We start from the raw sequence: 18,862 nt of genomic DNA, 5'->3' as shown, positions 1-18,862 counted from the left end.
GTTGTCGCCTACCAGCTCGTCAGAAATAGATCAGGCGTCGCGCTCTGTCAGTTTCTGCTCCAGTTCTGCTAACGTTTTCTCAAGTTGCTCAACCTTTTCGCGCGTACGCATCAACACAGCTTTCTGAGCATCAAACTCATCACGGGTCACCAGATCCAGTCGGTTAAAGGTGCCTTGCAGGATCGCACTCACCTGCTCTTTCATCATCTCTTCACCGGGCAGTTGCGCCTGTCCAGACATCAGTTGCGCAAACTGGTCACTCAGACCATCAATCAGTTTCTGGTTAATCATGTTGTGCCTCAACATTATGCATTTTTCAGACCCCGACTATAGCAGGTTCACGCGCACTATTGGGGCGCGCCTCAAAATGGTGCACGCACCCGAATTGTGCACTGCCAGACTACAGACTCGTGCGCCATAACTGCGCCTTAATCATTCACCCATTCACACAAAATAGAGTAACCGCATGTTTTAAAACAACTTTTAAAAACATGGCACGACCCTCGCTATACACAGATCAAACCAATTGATTCATTTACGCTGTGACATGCACTCACAGTAACAACAGAGTATCGGGGGATAACACAAATGAAACTGGTATCTGCGGTTATCAAGCCGTTCAAACTGGATGACATCCGGGAAGCACTATCTGAAATCGGTATTAACGGTATCACCGTCAGTGAAGTTAAAGGTTTTGGCCGTCAGAAAGGTCACACCGAACTGTACCGTGGCGCCGAGTATGTCGTGGATTTTCTGCCAAAAGTCCGTGTTGATGCAGCCGTCAACGATGAGCTGGTTGATCGGGTTGTAGAAGCGATCAGCACCGCTGCACAAACCGGAAAAATCGGCGATGGCAAAATTTTTGTTATGCCGCTGGAACAGGCTATTCGAATCCGTACCGGTGAAACCGGTAACGACGCCCTATAAACCCTATTTGAGATTTTCTGGAGACCTTACCAATGGAAGAACTTCTGAATTCAACAGCGGGTGATGTAACCCAGCTTAAATATGCACTGGATACGTTTTATTTTCTGGTGTGTGGTGCACTGGTCATGTGGATGGCGGCAGGTTTCGCCATGCTGGAAGCCGGTCTGGTTCGCGCTAAGAACACCACTGAAATTCTGACCAAAAACATCGCTCTGTACGCGATCTCCTGCACCATGTATCTGGTGTCCGGTTACGCAATTATGTACGGCGGTGAATATTTGCTGAGCGGCATCACGGGTGACGGCTTCACCGGTGCTGAAGAGCCAGCAACCTACGCTCCATCGGCTGACTTCTTCTTCCAGGTGGTATTCGTTGCAACGGCGATGTCTATCGTATCCGGTGCAGTGGCTGAACGTATGAAGCTGTGGGCATTCCTAGCGTTCGCAGTTGTGATGACCGGTGTGATCTACCCACTGGAAGGCTCATGGACCTGGGGCGGCAACGACGTATTCGGTATGTACAACCTTGGCGATCTGGGCTTCTCTGACTTCGCAGGTTCCGGCATCGTACACATGGCAGGTGCTGCTGCAGCGCTGGCGGGTGTGCTGGTACTGGGTGCGCGTAAAGGAAAATATGCTAAAAACGGTGCGGTTAACGCGATTCCGGGTGCAAACCTGCCACTGGCAACACTGGGTACATTCGTACTGTGGTTGGGTTGGTTCGGCTTCAACGGCGGTTCCGTACTGGCGACCTCCGATGTAGAAAACTCTAACTCTGTTGCGGTGGTATTCATGAACACCAACGCAGCAGCAGCGGGTGGTGTTGTTGCAGCACTGATCGTCGCACGCCTGCTGTTCGGTAAAGCGGATCTGACCATGACACTGAACGGCGCACTGGCCGGTCTGGTTGCAATCACCGCTGAGCCATCTACGCCAACGGCACTGCAGGCAACATTGTTTGGTGCTATCGGTGGTACGCTGGTTGTCTTCAGCATTCTGGCACTGGATAAAGCGAAGATTGACGATCCTGTTGGTGCAATCTCTGTGCACGGTGTAGTGGGTCTGCTGGGTCTGCTGCTGGTACCGGTTACCAACGGTGAAGTTACCTTCTCCGGTCAGATCATTGGTGCACTGACTATCTTCGGTTGGGTATTCGTAGCAAGCCTGGTCGTATGGCTGGCAATCAAAGCTGTGATGGGTGTCCGCGTATCCGAAGAGGAAGAGTACGAAGGTGTCGACCTGTCCGAGTGTGGTATGGAAGCGTATCCAGAATTCACTTCTGCGAAATAATCCATCTGCCTCAATTAGTTAAGGGTGCTTCGGCACCCTTTTTCCGTTTTCGTAAAACCTACAGGGTCAATTTATAAACAGCCCTGAGAAAAGTTCGCGAAATCTGGGTATACTAGGTCAAAATCTACTTTTGAGTATAAATATGTCTCGTGCCCGCAGGGGCGACAAGAAGACAAATAGGAGAACGTTATGAAGCTGGTCAGCGCGGTTATTAAACCGTTCAAACTGGATGACGTCCGTGAAGCCCTGTCCGAAATCGGTATCCAGGGTGTCACTGTTACTGAAGTCAAAGGTTTCGGTCGTCAGAAAGGTCATACCGAACTGTATCGCGGCGCAGAGTACGTTGTAGATTTCCTTCCAAAAGTAAAAATCGAAGTCGCTGTCGACGACGATATGGTTGATCAGGTGATCGAAGCGATCTCCTCTACTGCAAACACTGGCAAAATCGGTGATGGTAAAATCTTCGTTATGCCACTGGAACAGGTTATCCGTATCCGTACTGGCGAAAGCGGTCCTGACGCACTGTAAGCGATCACACTGCTCACGAATTAGAAAAGCACCTCAAGGGGTGCTTTTTTATTGCCTGACGCTCACAACCTCCCCCCTTTTCGCCTTTTTCTGCCTGCACAACAATTCCATCCGATTTGAAAGATTTCAGAAGTTAACGTCAGATAACTGCAGCTTATCCGCTATTAATCACTTTTTGACCAGTTAACAACTTCCTTTCTGAAACTGTGTCTAAACTGAAAGGTATCGCTCCAACACAGGAGGTGCCGGATGGCTCATGAACTTAATCGCCACACGTTCGACGCAGTGATGGTACCCAACTATGCGCCGGGAGCTGTGATTCCCGTGCGTGGTGAAGGCTCCCATATCTGGGATCAGGACGGTCGCAGCTACATCGATTTTGCCGGTGGGATTGCGGTTAATTCGCTGGGGCACTGTCACCCTGAGCTGGTGAAGGTACTGACCGATCAGGCCAATAAACTCTGGCACCTGAGTAATGTCTGGACCAACGAACCGGCACTTAAGTTGGCGCAGCAGCTTTGCCAGATGACGTTTGCCGACAAGGTCTACTTTGCCAATTCAGGTGCGGAAGCCAACGAAGCCGCCCTCAAACTGGCACGTCGCTATGCGGTGGATAAATACAGCGCCGACAAACACCAGATCATCGCCTTTGATAACGCCTTTCACGGACGCACCTTTTTTACGGTGAGCGTAGGTGGTCAACCCAAGTACAGCGAGGGTTTTGGGCCGGTGCCTGAGGGCATCAGCCATCTGCCATTTAACGACATCCAGGCACTGGAAAAAGCGATCTCACACCACACGTGTGCGGTGATCATGGAACCCATACAGGGAGAGGCCGGTATTCTACCTGCCGATCCTGATTTCATCCGCCGTGCCCGCGAGTTATGCAACCAGTACAACGCCCTGCTCATTTTTGACGAAATTCAGACCGGCGTCGGCCGTACGGGCGAGCTCTATGCCTACATGCGCACTGGCGTGAAACCCGACATCCTAACCACCGCCAAAGCACTAGGTGGTGGTTTCCCGATTGGCGCGATGCTATGCACTGACGAGGTCGCTCAAGCCATGGTGGTGGGTACCCATGGTAGTACCTATGGTGGTAACCCCTTGGGCTGTCGCATCGCATCTCGGGTATTGGAGTTAGTCAATGATCGCGATCTGCTCGACGGTGTGCGTGAACGCCATCTGATGTTTATGGATGGACTGGATGAACTTAACGACAGGCATCATCTGTTCAGCGATATTCGCGGACACGGATTGCTGATCGGCTGCCAACTGAATGATCAATGGCAGGGGCAAGCGCGCGACCTGCTGGTTCACGCCCAGGACGCGGGTGTCATGGTGCTGATTGCCGGTCCCAATGTCCTGCGGTTTGCACCGTCTTTAATTATTCCTCCTGACGATATCCACACCGGTCTGGAACGGCTGGGTCAAGCTATGGTGCAGTTTCTGCACACACGTACAGAGGAGGCCTGACCATGTACCTGCGCATGCACGAGAGCGATCAGCCCGCACTACACTGGCTCAGTCAGCACCGCGCATGGATGGAAGACAGACTGCTGGAACTGGTCAGTATCAACAGTGGAAGCCATAACCCTATAGGGGTCAATCGCGTGGGCGAATATTACGCCGCACTGTTTGCCGAACGGCTGGAAGCCGCAGTGGATAAGTACACGCTCGATCCCTGGCAACGGGTCAGTATGCAGGGCCAGGTCATCGAACAGGAATTGGGGGGCTTATGGCGAATTCGAAAACGTCCCGACGCCCCCATCCGTATTCTGCTCACCGGTCATCTGGATACGGTATTCGGCAAAGATTCAGCCTTCCAAAGCGCACAGTACCAGGACAACAACACCTTAAACGCGCCCGGTGCAGCGGATATGAAAGGCGGTATTCTGGTGATGCTCAGTGCACTGGAAGCCCTTGAGCAACATCCCGATCATCACAACATTGGCTGGACGGTACTGCTTAACCCGGATGAAGAGATCGGCTCCCCCGGATCATCCGGCTGGTTTGCCCGTGAAGCCCCACGCCATCATTTGGGACTGGTATTTGAACCCGCCCTGCCCGATGGAAACTTGGCGGGGGAGCGCAAAGGCAGCGGTAACTTTACCCTGAGTATCAACGGACGCAGTGCCCATGCAGGACGCAACCCACAGGAAGGCCGTAACGCGATCAGTGCCGCTGCATGGGCGATCAGTCAACTGGAACAGCTGAATGGTGCGCGCGAAGGCCTTACCCTCAACACCGGTATTCTTGAGGGCGGGACAACGACCAATCAGGTGCCGGATACCTGCGTGGTGAAGTTTAATATCCGTATCCAGCGCCCGGACGATGCCGACTGGTGCCTGACTCAGCTTGAAAACATTCAGCTATCCATCAACCAGCGGGAAGGCTTCAGTGCCAGCCTGCACGGCAGCTTTGGCCGCATGCCAAAAGTCATGGACGATGCTCACCAATCCCTTTATGGCCTATTAAAAAACTGTGCCGGCCTGCTGGATCTTGACCTGAGCTGGCAACCAACAGGGGGGTGCTGCGATGGCAACAATCTCAGTAGCCATGGCCTGCCTAATATCGACACGCTGGGCGTAAGAGGGGGACTTATCCACAGCGCCGATGAATTTATCTGTCTAGACAGCCTGACCGAACGTGCCAGCCTCAGCGCTTTACTGCTGTTTCAACTGGCCCGCGATGGATTGCCACCCGGTCTCACCGGACGGGAGGTAACTCTATGAATACCGAGGATCTGCGTAACCTGCTCGATGCGATGTGGCAGGACTACCTGAAGATTAATCCTGATGCGCGATTGATCCACCAGCTGTTTGCCGAGCGTAACCCAACCCTCATCAATGACCACATTGCGCTGCGTACCTTTGATCTGCCCAAGGTCAGTATCCGCACGATCGCCGCGCCGTTTGTGGATGCCGGCTACAAACCCAGAGGTGAATATTACTTCCCGGCGAAGAAGCTGTTTGCCGAACACTTTGAACACCCGGATAGCACGTTACCCAAGATTTTTATCAGTGAGTTGCATGTGGACCAGCTCTCAGACAGCGCCGCCGAAATCATCCATCAATGCGTCAGCCAGATCCCTGAAGATGCACCAGCCCAGACCGGTTTCAGCTATTCCGGCCGGCATTGGGCACTGAGTCATGATACCTATCTGCAACTGCTGGACGAGAGTGAATACGCCGCCTGGTTATGCGCCTTTGGTTACCGCCCTAACCATTTCACCCTGTTGGTAAACGCCCTGCAGTCGCACCACTCCATCGATAAGGTAAACGACTTTCTGCTGCAGCAAGGCTTCGCACTCAACAGTGCTGGCGGTCTGGTTAAAGGATCACCGGAAGAGTTTCTGGAGCAGTCATCCACCTTAGCGAAGCCCATTCTTGTACCGTTCAGCGACCGCAACGCAGAAATTCCGGGCTGCTACTACGAGTTTGCCCAGCGTTACCCGCTGGCCAACGGTCAGCTCTATCAGGGTTTTGTCGCCGCATCGGCTGATCGTATCTTTGAAAGTACCGATGTAAAACGCAGCAACTGATCTGCCAGATAACACTGTATACGCAGAGACAGAAACGGCAGACCTGAGCCGCGGGTTCAGGGGTTGTGAATTAGGGGGGCGAACACATGAAAGTGATACGACCTATTTGCACCGCAGATCTGGATGTTCTGCATCAGATCGCTATCGATACCGGACCCGGCTTCACCTCACTGCCGGATAACCGGGAGTTACTTGAGAAACGCATCGCCGCGACCGAAAAGGCACTGGTAAAAGAGACGGAGCCGTCTCATCCCGATCACTACCTGTTCGTTATGGAAGAGACCGATACCGGCGAAGTCGTGGGTACCTGTGGCATTGATTCAGCCGTGGGGATGACCGCACCGTTTTATCACTACCGGATCGGCACCGTCGTCCATGCCTCACGTGAGTTGAACGTCCACAACAGCTTCCGCACTCTCTATCTGTGTAACGATTACACCGGCTGCTCCGAGATGTGTACCTTGTATCTTCAACCCGAAGCCCGCCACTCAGCCAACGGTAGCTTGCTCTCCAAGAGCCGCTTTTTATTCATGGCCGAACACCCTCAGCGGTTCGCCGATAAGGTGATCGCCGAGCTGCGCGGATTCACCAACGACAATGGCGAGTCGCCGTTCTGGGACGGGCTGGGTAAACGTTTCTTCTCCATGGAATACAGCACAGCAGATTACCTGACCGGCTCCGGCAACAAAGTCTTTATCGCTGAGCTGATGCCCAAACACAGCATCTATATCCATCTGCTACCCGACAGCGCACAAGCGGTGATTGGTAAGGTCCATCCCAATACGGAGCCTGCCCGCAGGATGCTGGAAAGTGAAGGATTCCGTTACGAAGAGTACGTCGACATCTTTGATGGAGGCCCAACCCTGTCAACCCGTTTGGGCGACATCCGGGCGATTCACAGTAGCCGCTATCAAAAGGTCGCGATTGGTGACGTGGACAATGATGGTCCTGAGTTCCTACTCAGTAACACCGGTCTGGCAGATTTCCGCTGTACCAAATCCTGCATAGACACACGTGGCAGCATCTCCACGATTACTCAGGCCACGGCCGATGCGTTGCAGGTTAGCGCGGGGGATACATTGCGCATCGTCGAACTCAAAGGGAGGTCAACATGAATCCTGTCGCATCACTGTTTATCAATGGCGATTGGGTCGCCGGTGAAGGCAGTCCGATGGAATCTCTCAATCCGGGTAACGGTGAACAGATCTGGAAAGGACGCGCGGCCACAGCAGACCAGGTCGATCTCGCGGTCAGATCCGCGATAACGGCGTTTCCCGCATGGGCAGGCCACACCTTTGAGCAACGTGTGGCTCAGGTCAGACGTTTCAACGAGGTGGTGGATCATTACCGTATTTTGCTGGCCGATACGATTGGGCAAGAGACCGGCAAACCCTTCTGGGAAGCCGAAACCGAAGTTACCGCGATGCTTGGCAAGGCGGAGATCTCCATCCGGGCATATCAGGAACGCACACCCAGCAGGGAGAGCAGTCAGAACGAGCTGATCACCCGGTTACAGCACCGTCCTCATGGGGTCATGGGCATTTTTGGCCCCTACAATTTCCCCGCACATCTTCCTAACGGGCATATCATGCCTGCCCTGCTGGCGGGCAATACCCTCATTTTTAAACCCAGCGAACTGACCCCCCGCACGGCTGAACTACTGGTCCATCTGTGGCAAAAAGCGGAACTGCCCGACGGGGTACTCAATCTGGTACAAGGTGACCGGGATACCGGCGCGGCACTCGCCGCCCATCCTCAGGTCGACGGACTCTACTTTACCGGCAGTGCCACCACCGGCTGTTACCTGCACCAACAGTTTGCCGGCCAACCTGAAAAAATTCTGGCGCTGGAGATGGGGGGTAACAACCCTTTACTGGTCACCGACGTAAAAGACACCGCGGCGGCGGTGTTTCATACGATTCAATCAGCGTATATCACCTCGGGTCAGCGCTGCACCTGTGCCCGACGGTTATTGGTACCCACCGGCGTCGAGGGTGATCGCTTTATCGCGGCATTGATCGCCGCCATCGGTCAGATTCAAGTTGGTGCCTACAACCAGCAACCGCCCCCGTTTATGGGTGCGCTGATCAGCAACCAGGCGGCCGACAACGTTTTATCTGCTGAACAGGCGCTCATCTCCCAAGGTGCACAACCGCTGGTACCGCTGTCCCGCCCAGAGGCCCATCGTGCCTATCTCACACCCGGCCTGATCGATGTCACACCGATAAAAAACCGAGATGATAAAGAGTGTTTTGGTCCCTTACTTCAGGTGATACGGGTGACCGATGTGGATCATGCAGTTCAGGAAGCCAACAACACCCGTTTCGGACTGTCCGCCGGGGTACTGAGTGACAACCCACAGGTCTTTCATCAGTTTGATCAGGCCGTGCGGGCAGGACTCATCAACTGGAATCGCCCCCTTACGGGTGCCTCCAGTGCCCTGCCCTTTGGCGGCACAGGGATCAGCGGGAATCATCGGGCCAGTGCGTGGTATGCAGCGGATTACTGCGCCTATCCGGTCGCCTCTCAACTCAGCGAAACACTGACTACCCCCGCGGCACAACCACCCGGCCTGAGCCCGCCCGACACAGAGTAAGTGGGAGGATGTATGCGCTATCAGGAATTAAACCTCGATGGATTGGTCAGCCCTTGTCACAACTATGCAGGCCTGTCGCCGGGCAACCTGGCGTCCGAAGATCATCGTGGGCAAGACGCATCCCCCAAACAAGCGGCTCTGCAAGGGCTGGAAAAGATGTGGCGCTTACATCAACTGGGAATACCGCAAGCGGTGATGCCCCCCCAGCTACGACCGCGGCTGGAGATGTTGCGAACACTGGGCTTCAGCGGAAACAATACACAGTTGATCGATGCAGCAGCGCGGCAGGCACCTGAATTACTGGCTGCCTGTTATTCCGCATCCAGTATGTGGGCAGCCAATAGCGCAACCGTCACCTGTTCGGCAGACAGCGCCGATCATAAGCTGCATTTCACACCCGCCAATCTGTTGTTTAACCTGCATCGCAGTCTGGAAGCACAAGAGAGCAACCGCATCCTGAAACGGATTTTTGGCAACAGCGAGTTTTTTGTCCACCACCCACCACTGCCCGCCAGTATTGAGTTCGGTGATGAAGGCGCCGCCAACCACACCCGACTCTGTGCCGATCATAACCAACCCGGTCTGACTCTGCTGACCTATGGTTATCAGCAGCAACCGGACAGTCTCACGCCCAACCTCTTTCCCGCCCGTCACAGTCGGCAAGCAACCGAAGCTATCATTCGCGCTCACCAGCTTGGACCCCACAATAGCCTGAGCATGCAACAGCTGCCCGCCAGTATCGACCGGGGTGTATTTCACAACGACGTGATCGCTGTCGGCCACCGGAATCTGTTATTGCTACATGAAGAGGCGTGGCTGAATCAGGCACACACATTGGACCAGATACAGCGGTGCTGGGAACGCTTAACACCGGACAATACACCGCTCTATATCGAGCAGGTGAGCCGTCGGGATCTGAATGTAGAAGACACGGTGAAAAGCTATCTGTTTAACAGCCAGCTGCTGACGCTAAGCTCCGGTGAGATGCTATTACTGGCCCCCCTTGAGTGCCAGGAGCAGGACGCGGCCCGCGCCGTGATTGAGAAACTGCTGGTGTCCTATAATCCGCTGACACAGGTCGAGTTCATGGACCTGCGCCAGAGCATGAACAACGGTGGAGGCCCGGCGTGCCTGCGGTTGCGTGTCCCGTTGAGTGATACCGAGCTGGCAGCCATGCATCAGGGTGTATTGCTCACCCCCGCGCTATATCAGGCATTACAGCGGTGGATCAATCACCACTACCGCGATCAGCTCGGTCCGGAGGATTTGCGCGATCCGGCGTTAATTGATGAGATCCACAATGCACTCGGTGTACTCGAACAAATTCTGGATCTGCCCGGTTTGTACAACTTTGTTTAAGTTGTAATGGGCAAACCTGCGGCTCCCGATCATCCGATCCGGCGGAGCCACAGCTATCTCGCTACACCTTTTTCGAAGGGATACTAATCACCACTTCCAGCCCGCCCTGTGGATGGTTATGCGCTTCAATCGTACCGCTCAAACGTTGCACTGCACGCTGCGCAATACTCAGCCCCAAACCGTAACCGTTGTTCTCGGTTGTACTGCGATAGAAGGGTTCGAACAGATGCTCCAGCGCTGACGACGACACACCCGTACCATAATCCCGGATACGGATCACACACTGCTTGCCTGCTTCACTTAACGCCACATCAATCGCCACATCCTCAGCGGTATGTTTGCAGGCATTACCCAGCACATTGTTCAGCGCTCGTTCCAGCAAAGCCCGGCTGCCCTCCACATGACACTCACAGTCTGAACTGAAGTTAACCTGACGCTGACTGTTGGAGAAACGTACGTCCTCGATCATCTCCTGCAACAATTCACTCAACGCAAACGGAGGACCTGAAGCTTCGCTGTTTTCCAGCTTGGACAGGGATAGAATCTCTCCGATCAGGGCATCGAGTCGCTGACATTCACGGATAATCCGCTGCACTACTTTATCGTCGTCACCCCAGCGCTGTTCAGCTAACCCAGCGGCCGCCTGCAAGCGCGCTAAAGGAGCACGCAGTTCATGGGAGACATCCTGCATCAGCTTCTGATGAGAGGTGAGCGTCTGCTCGACAAACTCAGCCATCTGGTCGAACTCCCGCGACAGCGCGCCGATCTCATCCCCCCGGCTACTCAGCGCTTTGTCTGAACGGGTTGCCAGTTCACCGCTGTAAAGCGCCTGTGTGTGATCACGCAATCGATTAATCGGTCGTACAATAATCCAGGTCACCAGACTGGCGGCAACCACCGACATCAGCATAACCTTCAGCGCAATCTGGAAGGAGATCAGCACCTGTAGGATGTGGATAAATGATGAGTGCTTAAGGTCCAGTGCCACCTCAACCTGATAGTTGCGCTGATGATCGGAGATCAAATCAAAGCTAATCACTTCAAACGACGTCGGCCAGCCCTCACGTGGACCAACGACGATCTTATCCTTGTCCGTATCGGTGATACGAATCAGGTTACGCTTCTTCCAGCGTTCAAACATCTCTTCACGGTGGTGACGACGGTCTCGACCACGATGGTCACCGTCATCATCGTCCCAATCATGACGATCAAAGCGCAGCGCGCGAATAGGCGGGGGACGACGGAGCGGACGATCACAATTTCCGTCCCCTTCATAACGGTCTATGACGCGCTCCGCGTGCCCCTGTGCGGTTGCAACCACTAAGTTGCGAAAATTGGAACGCTCCGACACGCCCCCCACGATGGCAATGGTTGCCAGCAACACAATCGTACTGGCCAGCCAGATCGCGAGAAAGATCTTAACAAAGAGCCGCTTATACCAGCGCATCAGGCCCCCCGGACAAACTGATAACCCACACCGCGCACGGTTTTAATCACATCGCTATTGGGTAACAACTTACCCAGCTTCTGACGGACCCGGCTCACATGCACATCAATGGCCCGGTCGTAGGCGGTTAATTTACGGTGCAACACCAACTCTGTGAGCTGCTCCTTGCTGATCACCGTGCCAGCATTGTTCATCAGATAGGCCAGCACGTTGAACTCCGTACCGGTCAGCTCCAGCATCTGCTCAGCAATACGCACTTCACGGATGCCGGGATCAAGTTGTATCCCCGCTTCTGACACCGGCTGGTCGGGAAACAACGTCTGGTGTTCTTTGGGGCCTGCCCGGCGCAGAATCGCTTTGATACGCGCCACCAACTCCCGTGGATTACAGGGTTTGCTGAGATAATCATCCGCCCCCATCTCAAGCCCCAGAATACGATCAATATCCTCACCACGACCGGTCAGCATAATCACCGGTAACTGCAAACGTGGACGAATCTCCTGCAACAGGTCCATACCGCTACGCCCCGGCATCATCACATCCAGTATCATCAGCTGATAACGTTCAGCACGTTGCAGTTTATGCTGCGCATCGTCCGCGTTGTGAGCAAACTCCACCAGAAAGCCTTCGTTCTCCAGATAGTCGCCGATCAGCTCACACAGCTCAGTATCGTCATCCACCATCAGTAAACGGGTTTGTTCGCTCATCATCTGCTCCAGATATTCGTTCAGTGCTTAAATCATAATCGCCCGTGGCGCTACGCCCAGCCCAATTTACCAAACTTTACACAACCGACACTAAAGTTAACCGATGGCTGCCACAGAATAGATTGCGTTCTATGACCCTACATCTGGAACCAGTGCTGCGCCTTATTGGTCTTTGGCGGCAGTGAATAACCCCTCGGATGGAGACTGAACAACCCGGTTTATATCACCACAACAGGTGGTTATAACCCACACCCTCAGTGCTCTAGGTTCTTAAGGACTCCATTCTATTAAGCCGGCTCTCGGACCCTCCCGCAGCCGGCTTTTTTTGCCTGGCATATCACGTTTACCAATCTTTACACCGCCGTAACCCAACTTAGCGATGACAGATTCGACAATAGATCCAACAACGCAAAACAACTTGGAGATATGACAATGCGTAAGACACTAATCATCGGACTGACTGCAGCAGCACTGACTCTGGGTGGACTGGGTACAGCCGTTGCGAGCGGTAAATTTGGTCACGGTATGGACGGTATGATGGGCGGCCATATGCTGGAACGCATCAGCCAGAAGCTTGATCTGACTGAAGAACAGCAGCGTCAGGTAGACGACATGATCGCAGCCAATGTGAAAGACATGCGCCAGAACATCCGCAACATGAAAGACCTGCGCATGGAGCTGCGTAAGCTGGACCCAACCGCGGCTGACTACCAGCAGAAATCTACCCAGCTGGCGGCGGACATCGCCACAGCCACTGAAAAAATGGTGCTGATGCGTGCAGAGCAGCGTCAGGACTTTAATAACATTCTTAACGACGAACAGCGTACTGAACTGGCTGCCATGAAAGAGAAGATGGCAGAGAAATGGGATAAACGTGGTAAACACCATTTCGGTGGTCACAACGGCGAAGGCAAAGGTGGAAAGCACTGCCGCACCTGATCCAAGCTTACCGTTCCCAACGGATCTCCCGGTCTTTACTCCATCAGGGGTAAAGACCGGCTAATTTGATTTAGTAACGCCGACGCCCTATCGGTTTAAGATCACAGCGCAGCGTACCTTTCATAAAGCCATCAATCATGAAATCCTTACGAAGCCCACGCTGAAAATCACGGCTGGTGCCCAGTAACCGGAAACATCCATCGCGACGATTGGCGTAATAGTCGTCACGACACAGCCTCACTTCGAGACCCGATTCTGCAAAACTGACACGCGTTTTTGTGCTGTAGTGTTTTATCTGCTCTTGCAGGCTCAGTGCCCGCTCTTCGCCTCTGACCAGATCAAATACCTGTGGTTTCAGCGCCACCCAGTCTGAGCTGTAAAGCACATCCACGGGGTCCAATACACACTGCACAATGTCGCCATATTGCGCGTTCCGCCGCATCTCAGCCATCGCTTCGTATTTGCGTGCCTCCGCTTCAGCCTGCGCTTGTCGCTCCCGCGCCTGAGCCTCAGCCCGCACCTTGTCCAGTTCGGCCTGCTTTTCATAAGCCCGGAGCTGATCGCTTTGACTCATTCTGGCCCACTCGTCGTCATCAATACCCAACGGGTGCAGGCTGCAACCGGTCAGCATCCAAGCGCCCAACACTAAGCACAGTGTTTTTGTTGCGAGCTTCATCACGTCCCCTCCTCACTTGATAGACACAGAGTAGGCAGGACGAACTGAATAGTAACTGAAACCCCTTCCATCGGATCACACCCTATCAAGTGGGTTATCTGTGTTCACCGCCAGCAATGACTCAGACGGCTCACTCAACGTATCAAAGTTAATCGCCGTCCGGCTCTGCTGGATGAGATCGAGCAGCTCCCCGGCGAAATCGGCCCGGTTGTCTTCCGTCATCCAGCTACGGTAATCGACCATACTGAGATTTTCCTGCTGGCCCGACATCCAGAGGGAATCGATATAGGCAATAAAATCCTCTTCATTGGCGGCGAACATCTCATCAATTGCCACAGAGTTGGGGTGCAGCGAGCCGTTCTCCATCATGCCCAGTGGTTGCCCGCTGCGGAAATTATCAATTATCTGATCCAGATCAAGCGTTTGTCCTGCCCCAAAACCTGCGGTCTCCCGCACTAAACCCTGCAAATGAGAGGTCCGTTCGCGCGCAGCTTCCAGCATCTGTTCCCGAGTGACGGCACCGGCGGCTTCAAAACTTTCCAGACCCAACCATTGCCCCGGACGAGCAGCACGGCTGTTGCTACCAAACTCCCAAGGCTCCAGACCGTACTCCTGATATACCACTTGCTGGGCGAGGCGATTATTTTCAGGATCGGTCTGCCACTCGAGGCGGGTACGCGGCAATTCATCCATGGCCTGCTGTTTTTCATTTAATTGCGTCAGCTGGTCAGCGTACTGATCGGCAAACTGCTGAATCTGTTCTGTCTGCGGATGCTGTCCACCCGTGTCCAGCTGAGACAGGTCATTACCCTGAACGATATTATCGAGCATGTCTTGCAGGCTGAAGCGCGGCTCCAGCTCTCCCAGCTGTTGATAAAACGCCGAGGCCAACGGTTGGAACGACTGTTGATAATCGACAAGCGTAGCTTTGCGTTCACTGTGCATAATTTCACTGGCAATCGCATGCTTTAACGTGCGCGCATCACCCAGACGCAGTCCTATCTCGATGCTGTGTTGCATCATCGCTTCGGATGCGCTGAGGTCGTAACGGTCGGTCATCGGCATATCCATGGTATCCATCATGATACCCAGCTTACCGATCCCATCGAGCTGACTGCCGTCACCCGCAGCATTCAGCTGGAACCTTGCGCTATCCAGCAAACCGCCTGCACCCTCATATTTTCCGTTCAGGCCACTGTAACGGTGTTTCTCAACAAGCTGATCCAGCGCCAGCGGACGATCGATATTGTTGTTGTCCAGCCAGGATGATAAATGCTCAGGGAAATCCTTCAGATCTTGATAACGTTGCTGCAGCGTTTCGATCGAAGACTGATTATCAGCCCAGAAGGCTTCAATAATGTCCGCCTTGGGTAACATACTGCCATCAGCATTTTCACTGGATTTGCGCCCGGCGGCCACATTGTCCAGCAGCTGATCCATATCGGCCGATGCGGGATAATCATCCTGTAGCGCTTCTGCCAGCGTATTCGACAGACTAAAGAAATCATCCAGATAATCGGTGGCGATCTGACGCCGCTCGGCTGTCATCTGCTCCAGATAACCTGCGGCCTGTTTTCCCAGATCACCTTCCCCTGTCAGTCCCCACCACTGACTGTTGATCTCCTCGCTCCATTGGGTCACGCGGAAGCGGTCCATGGTGTCCACAGACATCACATTCAGGGCAGTGGTATTTTCACCCACCAGCCCTTCGTCTTTCAGTTCCTGAACTTCACGACTGGTTGCTGAGTGAGATTGAATCTGTCCGGGCGTAATCCCCGGCAAAATGGTAGAGAGTGAGATGCTCATATGCAGTCCATGCCTATTGCTTCAAAATGTGAGTGTTGGGGTCACTCGGTGATACTCACGGCAAGTGCCTTCCGCATGTGATGCGTGCGACAGAGCAGAACCGGCAATAACCTGCGCAAAAAAGCGCGGAATCCCCCGACAACCCAATAACTCCTTTTCTTATAGCAAGTTACGTACCGGCCCCCGGAGACACCAACATTAAACATTTTTAATCGTTCACCTCTAATGCTTTCATGGTTTAAAATGGATAATCAATACACTTTAAAACTTCTGAGCGTAACGGTAGACTTAGCCCCCACGAAGCGGCTGTAAAGTGGTAAACTTGCTCACAATTCAGCCTATATTGGCTTCAGAGCTAATCGATCTTTAATCTGCTGCACGCGAAATACCAGTGCCATAAGCACAACTTTCGCGACGCTATCCCACTTCGAGGAGGTGGCCCTTGGAAACTGTATTTCTTGCGTTTGTTGTTTTGTTAGTTGTTGTCATTGGTGCATCTGTAGGCGTACTGATGGGACGCAAGCCGATCAAAGGCTCTTGCGGTGGTGTGGGCAAAGCGCTGGGTGAGAAAGACTACACCTGCCCGGTATGCGGCGATGATCCGGACAAATGCGAAAACGAAAATGAGCAAACAGCAGCCGCTAAGACCGATGGCCTGTCTTACGAATTGACGAAGTAAGCTGCAGAAACAACCACAGCTTATCTAAAAATAAAGGGACCTGAAGGTCCCTTTATTTTTGTCCGAGAATACCGACTTACTCAGTACGCTCAAACATCAGATCCCAGACTCCATGCCCCAGACGCTCACCGCGTTTCTGGAACTTGGTGACCGGACGCCATTCTGGCTGTGGGGAGAACTGACCGTCACCTGCGACGTTGTTGTAGCCTTCAGCCACATTCATCACTTCCATCATGTGCTCTGCGTAGTTTTCCCAGTCCGTCGCCATGTGGAAAACACCACCCACTTTCAGCTTTCGGCGGATCGTCTGTGCGAATTCTGGCTGCACGATGCGGCGTTTGTGATGCTTTTTCTTGTGCCACGGATCAGGGAAGAACAGCTGCAGCGTATCCAGGCTGCCGTCAGGGATGCATTGCGCCAACACTTCTACAGCGTCATCACAATACACACGGATGTTATCCACACCCTCAAGCTGTGCGTTGTTCAGCAGACGGCCAACACCCGGACGGTGTACTTCAATGCCGATGTAGTTTTTCTCTGGCTGATCTTTGGCCATCGACAGCAACGAGTCGCCCATGCCAAAACCGATCTCCAGCACCACTGGCGCATCACGACCGAATACTTCATCCAGCTGAATCGCACCGTTTGCCAGATCCAGTCCGTATTTAGGCCAGGCTTCATCCAGACCACGCTGCTGGCCTTCGGTCATACGGCCTGCACGCAGGACAAAGCTGCGGACGGTACGCATGTATTTCTTTTCTTCGCCCGCTTCAGATTCGGGTGTGGTGCTGTTCTGTTCTTCGGTCATGGGGATCTGTCTAATACTGTCTTACAAATAATAAGGCCCGATACGGATGCATCGGGCCTGTGGATATTACCCTAGGGGTGTTACTTGATCAGGCCGTCCATTGGAGACGATGCGCTGGCATACTTCTTACGCGGCATACGACCGGCCAGAAACGCTTCACGGCCCGCTTCGATCGCTTTGCACATGGCAGATGCCATCAGCACAGGATCGTTAGCCGCAGCAATCGCGGTGTTCATCAGTACACCTTCACAACCCATCTCCATCGCGATAGCCGCGTCAGAAGCAGTACCAACACCGGCATCAACCAGTACCGGAACCTGAGCGGTTTCCATGATGATTTTGATGTTATGCGGGTTCAGGATGCCCAGACCGGAACCGATCAGGGAGCCCAGCGGCATAACGGCCACACAGCCCATCTCTTCAAGCTGCTTGGCAACGATTGGATCGTCATTACAGTACACCATCACTTTGAAGCCATCTTTGACCAGTGTTTCAGTCGCTTTGATGGTTTCAACCATATTCGGGTACAACGTCTTCTGATCGCCTAATACTTCCAGCTTAACCAGATCGTGACCGTCCATCAGTTCACGTGCCAGACGGCAGGTACGAACTGCATCATCAGCGGTGTAGCAGCCTGCGGTGTTTGGCAGGATGGTGTATTTGTCCGGGGTGATAACGTCCAGCAGGTTAGGCTCATCCGGGTTCTGACCGATGTTGGTACGTCGTACCGCTACCGTCACAATCTCAGCGCCACTGGCTTCAATTGCTTCACGGGTCTCATCCAGATCTTTATATTTGCCGGTACCTACCAGCAGACGGGAGTTGTAGCTCTTGCCGGCAATTACTAATGCGTCTTTCGCTTGCTCTGACATCTTATTGTTCCCAGGTTTATCGTTATCGTATGGCTGTTGTCGCGTGCGTAAAAATGAGGTTGAACCGATCAACCACCACCAATCGCATTTACAATTTCTACAGTGTCATTCTGCGCCAGCATCGTAGAAGGATGCTCGCTACGCGGGATGATCTCCATATTGAGCTCGATGGCGATGCGTTTGCCGGTCAGACCCAGCTGCTCGACCAGATCGATCAGTGATGCACCGTCGCGTACATCCAGAGATTCACCGTTAAGATTAATCTGCATTGTTCGGATTCCTGCTCAGTTGTAGTGCTGAATATGCCAGTGCAGCCCAGCCGGTCAGGAACGCCAGACCGCCAATAGGGGTCACCGCACCCAGCCAATGCGTGCCGGTTAAGGCCAGCAAATAAAGACTGCCGGAGAACAGAATCATGCCCAGCGTGAAGCTCCAGCCTGCAATCCGCAGGGCCCGCCCGTTCTGACGCAATACCAGTACCGCCACCAGCAACAATGCCAATGTATGGTAGAACTGGTACTGCACGCCGGTCTGGAACACATCCATCAGATACGGTGCCAACCGGCCTTTCAGGCCGTGAGCGCCAAAGGCTCCCAGTGCAACAGCGATAAATCCGCTACAGGCGGCAATAAACAGAAAGATGGATGCAGGCATGTTCTGTCTCTGATACTCGTGATGCGGGATT

The 18,862-nt window shown here is 53.5% G+C and carries 20 protein-coding genes; 11 read left to right on the top strand and 9 right to left on the bottom strand.

From position 1 onward, the window contains the following. Positions 1-30: 30 nt before the first annotated feature. A complete protein-coding gene (locus IOQ59_RS00475; RefSeq protein WP_193951291.1) occupies positions 31-291 on the bottom strand; it encodes an accessory factor UbiK family protein in 261 nt (86 codons plus the stop codon). A gap of 297 nt (positions 292-588) precedes the next feature. Between IOQ59_RS00475 and IOQ59_RS00470 the strand changes: the two genes are divergently transcribed. From IOQ59_RS00470 to astB, 9 genes are all read left to right on the top strand, one after another. Beyond that, positions 589-927 (top strand): P-II family nitrogen regulator, encoded by a 339-nt coding sequence (locus tag IOQ59_RS00470; protein WP_193951290.1) that lies wholly within the window; start codon positions 589-591, stop codon positions 925-927. A 32-nt stretch (positions 928-959) separates the two neighbouring features. Next, positions 960-2,216, top strand: coding sequence for an ammonium transporter AmtB (locus tag IOQ59_RS00465; RefSeq protein WP_193951289.1), 1,257 nt, complete (start codon positions 960-962; stop codon positions 2,214-2,216). Positions 2,217-2,405: 189 nt separating this feature from the next. Beyond that, positions 2,406-2,744, top strand: a complete 339-nt coding sequence (gene glnK / locus IOQ59_RS00460; protein ID WP_193951288.1) for a P-II family nitrogen regulator — start codon at positions 2,406-2,408, stop codon at positions 2,742-2,744. Positions 2,745-2,993: 249 nt separating this feature from the next. Next, entirely contained in the window at positions 2,994-4,220 is a 1,227-nt protein-coding gene (locus tag IOQ59_RS00455) for an aspartate aminotransferase family protein (protein ID WP_193951287.1), read from the top strand. A gap of 2 nt (positions 4,221-4,222) precedes the next feature. Further along, positions 4,223-5,479 (top strand): hydrolase, encoded by a 1,257-nt coding sequence (locus IOQ59_RS00450; RefSeq protein WP_193951286.1) that lies wholly within the window; start codon positions 4,223-4,225, stop codon positions 5,477-5,479. Beyond that, the gene (locus tag IOQ59_RS00445) at positions 5,476-6,288 is read left to right on the top strand and encodes a DUF1338 domain-containing protein (protein WP_193951285.1); all 813 of its coding nucleotides are present in this window, start codon (positions 5,476-5,478) and stop codon (positions 6,286-6,288) included. Before IOQ59_RS00450 ends, IOQ59_RS00445 begins: the two co-directional genes overlap by 4 nt. A gap of 86 nt (positions 6,289-6,374) precedes the next feature. Beyond that, complete coding sequence (gene astA, locus IOQ59_RS00440; RefSeq protein ID WP_193951284.1) at positions 6,375-7,403, top strand: arginine N-succinyltransferase; 1,029 nt, start codon at positions 6,375-6,377, stop codon at positions 7,401-7,403. Continuing rightward, positions 7,400-8,884 carry a succinylglutamate-semialdehyde dehydrogenase gene (astD, locus tag IOQ59_RS00435; RefSeq protein WP_193951283.1) on the top strand — a complete coding sequence of 495 codons (1,485 nt, stop codon included), beginning with the start codon at positions 7,400-7,402 and terminating at the stop codon, positions 8,882-8,884. Before astA ends, astD begins: the two co-directional genes overlap by 4 nt. A gap of 12 nt (positions 8,885-8,896) precedes the next feature. Beyond that, the gene (gene astB / locus IOQ59_RS00430; RefSeq protein WP_193951282.1) at positions 8,897-10,243 is read left to right on the top strand and encodes an N-succinylarginine dihydrolase; all 1,347 of its coding nucleotides are present in this window, start codon (positions 8,897-8,899) and stop codon (positions 10,241-10,243) included. Positions 10,244-10,304: 61 nt separating this feature from the next. On the opposite strand, the gene IOQ59_RS00425 is transcribed toward astB, so the two are convergent. Both IOQ59_RS00425 and IOQ59_RS00420 read right to left on the bottom strand, forming a co-directional pair. Continuing rightward, the gene (locus IOQ59_RS00425) at positions 10,305-11,690 is read right to left on the bottom strand and encodes an ATP-binding protein (RefSeq protein ID WP_193951281.1); all 1,386 of its coding nucleotides are present in this window, start codon (positions 11,688-11,690) and stop codon (positions 10,305-10,307) included. After that, positions 11,690-12,397 (bottom strand): response regulator transcription factor, encoded by a 708-nt coding sequence (locus IOQ59_RS00420; RefSeq protein ID WP_228050584.1) that lies wholly within the window; start codon positions 12,395-12,397, stop codon positions 11,690-11,692. The genes IOQ59_RS00425 and IOQ59_RS00420 overlap by 1 nt, the downstream gene beginning before the upstream one ends. Positions 12,398-12,829: 432 nt before the next feature. On the opposite strand from IOQ59_RS00420, the gene IOQ59_RS00415 reads away from it, so the two are divergent. Then, complete coding sequence (locus IOQ59_RS00415) at positions 12,830-13,336, top strand: Spy/CpxP family protein refolding chaperone (protein ID WP_193951279.1); 507 nt, start codon at positions 12,830-12,832, stop codon at positions 13,334-13,336. A 70-nt stretch (positions 13,337-13,406) separates the two neighbouring features. On the opposite strand, the gene IOQ59_RS00410 is transcribed toward IOQ59_RS00415, so the two are convergent. Next, entirely contained in the window at positions 13,407-14,012 is a 606-nt protein-coding gene (locus IOQ59_RS00410) for a hypothetical protein (protein ID WP_193951278.1), read from the bottom strand. 75 nt (positions 14,013-14,087) lie between these two features. Next, complete coding sequence (locus tag IOQ59_RS00405) at positions 14,088-15,818, bottom strand: hypothetical protein (protein ID WP_193951277.1); 1,731 nt, start codon at positions 15,816-15,818, stop codon at positions 14,088-14,090. Between the two features lie 442 nt (positions 15,819-16,260). On the opposite strand from IOQ59_RS00405, the gene nqrM reads away from it, so the two are divergent. Beyond that, positions 16,261-16,497 (top strand): (Na+)-NQR maturation NqrM, encoded by a 237-nt coding sequence (gene nqrM / locus IOQ59_RS00400; protein ID WP_193951276.1) that lies wholly within the window; start codon positions 16,261-16,263, stop codon positions 16,495-16,497. Positions 16,498-16,573: 76 nt separating this feature from the next. Here nqrM and trmB read toward each other — a convergent pair whose 3' ends face one another. From trmB to IOQ59_RS00380, 4 genes are all read right to left on the bottom strand, one after another. Continuing rightward, complete coding sequence (trmB, locus tag IOQ59_RS00395; RefSeq protein ID WP_193951275.1) at positions 16,574-17,305, bottom strand: tRNA (guanosine(46)-N7)-methyltransferase TrmB; 732 nt, start codon at positions 17,303-17,305, stop codon at positions 16,574-16,576. Between the two features lie 80 nt (positions 17,306-17,385). Beyond that, the gene (locus IOQ59_RS00390) at positions 17,386-18,177 is read right to left on the bottom strand and encodes a thiazole synthase (protein WP_193951274.1); all 792 of its coding nucleotides are present in this window, start codon (positions 18,175-18,177) and stop codon (positions 17,386-17,388) included. 68 nt (positions 18,178-18,245) lie between these two features. Beyond that, the gene (gene thiS, locus IOQ59_RS00385; RefSeq protein WP_193951273.1) at positions 18,246-18,446 is read right to left on the bottom strand and encodes a sulfur carrier protein ThiS; all 201 of its coding nucleotides are present in this window, start codon (positions 18,444-18,446) and stop codon (positions 18,246-18,248) included. Next, a complete protein-coding gene (locus IOQ59_RS00380; protein WP_193951272.1) occupies positions 18,436-18,831 on the bottom strand; it encodes a DUF423 domain-containing protein in 396 nt (131 codons plus the stop codon). The genes thiS and IOQ59_RS00380 overlap by 11 nt, the downstream gene beginning before the upstream one ends. Positions 18,832-18,862: the final 31 nt, after the last annotated feature.

It is taken from the genome of Pontibacterium sinense, assembly GCF_015209595.1.
GTDB classification, from domain to species: domain Bacteria; phylum Pseudomonadota; class Gammaproteobacteria; order Pseudomonadales; family Balneatricaceae; genus Pontibacterium; species Pontibacterium sinense.
This window is presented reverse-complemented; position numbering and strand designations above follow the sequence as displayed.